The sequence below is a fragment of the Nostoc cf. edaphicum LEGE 07299 genome, from assembly GCF_015207245.1.
GTDB classification, from domain to species: Bacteria; Cyanobacteriota; Cyanobacteriia; order Cyanobacteriales; family Nostocaceae; genus Nostoc; species Nostoc edaphicum_B.
In genome coordinates this window covers 1-3,878 of the sequence record NZ_JADEXF010000577.1, presented here as the reverse complement: position 1 = coordinate 3,878, position 3,878 = coordinate 1, and the positions used below count along the sequence as shown (strand labels likewise).

Genomic DNA, 3,878 nt, shown 5'->3' with positions numbered 1-3,878 from the left:
CTAATTACCACAGCGATATAACGGACAAGTTGTACTGAAATTCCAGCAGTGTCAGCAGCTTTCGGAGATTCACCCACTGCCCGCAATGTCAGCCCAAAGCTAGTTTTAAATAAAATGTATGTAGTTAAAATAACTAAGATAAATAATAAATATACTAAAAAATCTTGCTGAAATAGTAGCGGCCCGATCAGGGGAATATTAGCTAAACCAGGAATCATAATTGCTCCAATTCCAGGTAACTGCTGCGTACTACTGCCACTAAACACTAACCGGGCCAGAAACGATGTTAATCCAGATGCGACAAGGTTAATTGCTAGCCCAGATACTAATTGATCGACACGCAAAGTTACACATAAAAAAGCATGGAGTAGTCCGACTAATCCCCCTGCAATTAAGGAAGCGAGGATACCAAGCCAGGGATTACCTGTGTAGAAAGTAGCAGCAGCACTAGTAAAAGCACCTGTAAGCAACATTCCTTCTAAGGCGATATTTAATACGCCCGAACGTTCCGAGTACAATCCTCCAAGGGCTGCAAATGCTAGGGGGATGGCTAGACGTAAGGTAGCTATTAAGTAATCAGAGAAGAAGTTGAGATTATTCATAGGGTTATTTTTTAACGCAGAGGTTCGCGGAGGGAAGCGCAAAGTATCGCAGAGTTTTCTTTGTGTTCCTTTGCGTTAAACCTTTGCGTCCCTTTGCGTTTTTACTCTTATTTCTCTTTCGATTGCGAAACTGATAGCAATAAATAACACCATAAACCCCTGAATCGCGTAAACTACAGTTACCGGCACACCTGCACTACGCTGCATCACATTTGCACCACTGCGAAGCGCTGCAAAAAACAAAGAAGTTAATACTACACCAATAACACTACCACGACTTAAAAAAGCGATCGCAATGGCATCAAATCCATAACCTGGGGAAACTTGTTCAAATAGTCGATATTTTAACCCCATCACCTCACAACTCCCAGCTAACCCAGCTAAACCACCCGCAGCAGCCATCACCAGCATAATGGTACGTTCAACAGATATGTGTGCATAATGGGCGGCAATGGGGTTAAATCCCACTGCTGTAATTTGATAACCTAGAGGCGATCGCACTAACAATACCCATAAAATACCTGCGGCAATTAAACCGAATAAAATCCCAGCATGGGCAAGGCTTTGCGGTAATATAATCGGCAAACGCGATGTTTTAGCAATTAATGGCGAATAAGGACTAGGCGCACCTGTTGCCATTAATGGATTTTGGACGAGGTAGCTAACTAAATTCACGGCGATATAGTTGAGCAACAATGTAGTAATTACCTCATTCACTCCGCGCATGGCTTTGAGATAACCAGGAATCCAACCCCAAACTGCACCAAAGAAAAATCCTGCCAAAAGTGCTAAGGGGATATGAATCACCGCAGGTAATCCTTGCACGTATAACCCAATTAAAGTACTTCCCAACGCACCCAGATAAATTTGCCCTTCTCCACCAATATTAAATTGCCCAGCCCGCAACGCCACTAATACGCCTAAACTAGCGAATAATAGCGGTGTCATTTTGGTGAGAGTGTTACCAAATCCAAAGTAGGTAGAGAGAGATTCTTGAAATAGGATGCTGTATGCGGTGATGGGATTTGCCCCAGCAATTAGCATGAGAATAGCACCGACAATGAGGGCGGAGGAAATCGCAATTAGCGGTGATAGTATGGGCAGCAATCTAGGATGAATCCGATTAATTAGTGTCAGCACGAGCCTAACCCAATAGAACGCTTGCACTGAGACATAACTGGGAACATAGAAAATTGCATTTTGAAACTTTCCTAAAGCGATCGCCTTCTCTGCATCTCTCAATGTTATAAGTTTAAGTTCCGAAGTCAGGCAACTTAATCAAATATGGCTTGCTATCTCCTAAAATCAATTTAAGTCAACTTTATGTGGTAGTGTTTCCAGCTTGAAAAATCTGCTCGGCGGTTAAATTCAATTCTGGGAAAGTAGGTGAGATAATGCAATCGCTCCCACGGAACTGTCTGACTTGGTATTCGCCCTCGACTAGTGAATAAATCGATATTGTAGGCTCTTTGGAATTGCCAATGAACGATTTGCCTGCCAGAGCTAGGTAATCTACAATCCAATACTCTAGAATACCAACTTCTTCATACATACCACGCTTAGTGTAATAGTCAGTACGCCAATTGGTACTAACTACCTCAATCACCAGAGGAATTGATGCGGCCTGAGTAACAGTAGATTCCTTTTTCCACAAAGGTTCATTTACCAGATTGGAGCGATTGATTATTAATACATCTGGAGAATAACCGGATTCATTTTCAGGTGGTTTTACGAGTGCTGTTTTTGGTATGAAGTAAGCAAGTTTAAGCCGATCGTATTCGATTGGAATTTTTGTAGCTAAAAATCCTGTGATCTCTTCATGATCGCCTAATGGTTGTGTCATTTCTACAATTACTCCATCATGCAGTTCATATCGCCCACCGTCGGGTTTCCACTGTACAAATTCTTCAAAGGTTACTAGCTTGGTTTTAGGTAAAGCTTGAGTCATAGAGTCACCTTTATGAATTTTTTCTGTTTTTATTGTTAATTGTCTACTGATTTAGATTTTCGTTTAGTAAATTTATCAAGAAAATCCCCCAGCCATCAACAAACCAATTTCTTCCACTTTCGCTGTGGCTGCATCCAAAATAGCCACAAACTCACCTCTGTAGATTACAGCAATGCGATCGCTCATTGCCATCACTTCTTCCAACTCAGTAGAAATATACAAAATTGCCGCACCGCGATCGCGTTCTGTTAAGATTCGAGACTGAACGGCTACTGCCGCCCCGACATCTAACCCCCTGGTGGGTTGCATAGCGATAATTAAAGCAGGAGAATGTACCAGTTCTCGCGCTAACACCACCTTTTGTTGATTTCCTCCCGAAAGCTGACTTACCTTGATATCAATCCCATTCGCCCGAATGTCAAACTCTTGCATTGCAACTTGGGCACGATTTGCGATCGCTTTTTGTTGTAACAAAAAACGGCGACAAAATGGCAGATATTTAAAAGCTTTTAAAATCAAATTTTGGGCGATGCTAAATTGCAACACCAATCCCATTGTCTGCCTATCTTCTGGGATGTAGCCCACTGAGGAATCCTTGGGCGTAAACTCAATTTTACCCTGCTTAATAGTCCGCACAAAAGCGATGTCTGCGACGGGCTTTGCCAACGCATCAGCTAATTCTCGCTGTCCATTGCCATCGACACCAGCGATTCCTAAAATTTCTCCCGCCCGCAGTTCAAAAGAGACATTATTTACAGCAAGAATATTTCTTTCATCAGTAACTTGTAAATTTTGCACCGATAGGATGATTTCTCCTGGTAATGTAGGACTTTTATTTAACTGTAAAGCTACCTCCCGTCCTACCATTAATGTTGCTAACTGCTGAGGTGTCGCCGCTTCAGTTGATGTTGTTGCTACTACCTTTCCCTGGCGCAAAACTGTGACTGAATCACAGAGATTCATTACTTCTTCTAATTTATGACTGATAAAAATAATTGTGCTACCTGCGGCTGCCAATTGGCGCAAGATAGCAATTAATGATTTTACTTCGGGCGGTGTCAAAACTGCTGTAGGTTCATCAAGAATCAACAACTTTGCTCGACGGTAGAGAACTTTGAGAATTTCTACCCGTTGTTGTGCCCCAACAGATAAATTTTCAACTTTGGCAGTGGGGTCAATTTCTAATCCATAAGCTTGGGATAATACGGCGATTTCTTGCTGTTTATCTTCTATATTTAGCCGCCAAGTTTTCTCCATCCCTAAAATGATATTTTCTGTGACAGTCAATTTCGGTACAAGCATGAAGTGTTGGTAAATCATGCCAATAC

General features: G+C 42.0%; 4 protein-coding genes. All 4 read right to left on the bottom strand.

What is annotated here, in order from left to right; genetic code table 11:
* Positions 1-602 (bottom strand): ABC transporter permease (locus tag IQ229_RS17125; RefSeq protein WP_194045748.1); only part of this gene is annotated, 602 nt, incomplete at its 3' end.
* A gap of 75 nt (positions 603-677) precedes the next feature.
* Entirely contained in the window at positions 678-1,742 is a 1,065-nt protein-coding gene (locus IQ229_RS17120) for an ABC transporter permease (protein ID WP_194045750.1), read from the bottom strand.
* A 181-nt stretch (positions 1,743-1,923) separates the two neighbouring features.
* Complete coding sequence (locus IQ229_RS17115; protein ID WP_194045746.1) at positions 1,924-2,550, bottom strand: Uma2 family endonuclease; 627 nt, start codon at positions 2,548-2,550, stop codon at positions 1,924-1,926.
* A 75-nt stretch (positions 2,551-2,625) separates the two neighbouring features.
* On the bottom strand, positions 2,626-3,878 hold a 1,253-nt coding region (locus IQ229_RS17110; RefSeq protein ID WP_194045745.1), incomplete at its 5' end, for an ABC transporter ATP-binding protein.

Bases quoted from the DNA above. Each gene is read 5' to 3' on its own strand.
- IQ229_RS17115 (WP_194045746.1), bottom strand. From the start codon at position 2,550: ATGACTCAAGCTTTACCTAAAACCAAGCTAGTAACCTTTGAAGAATTT.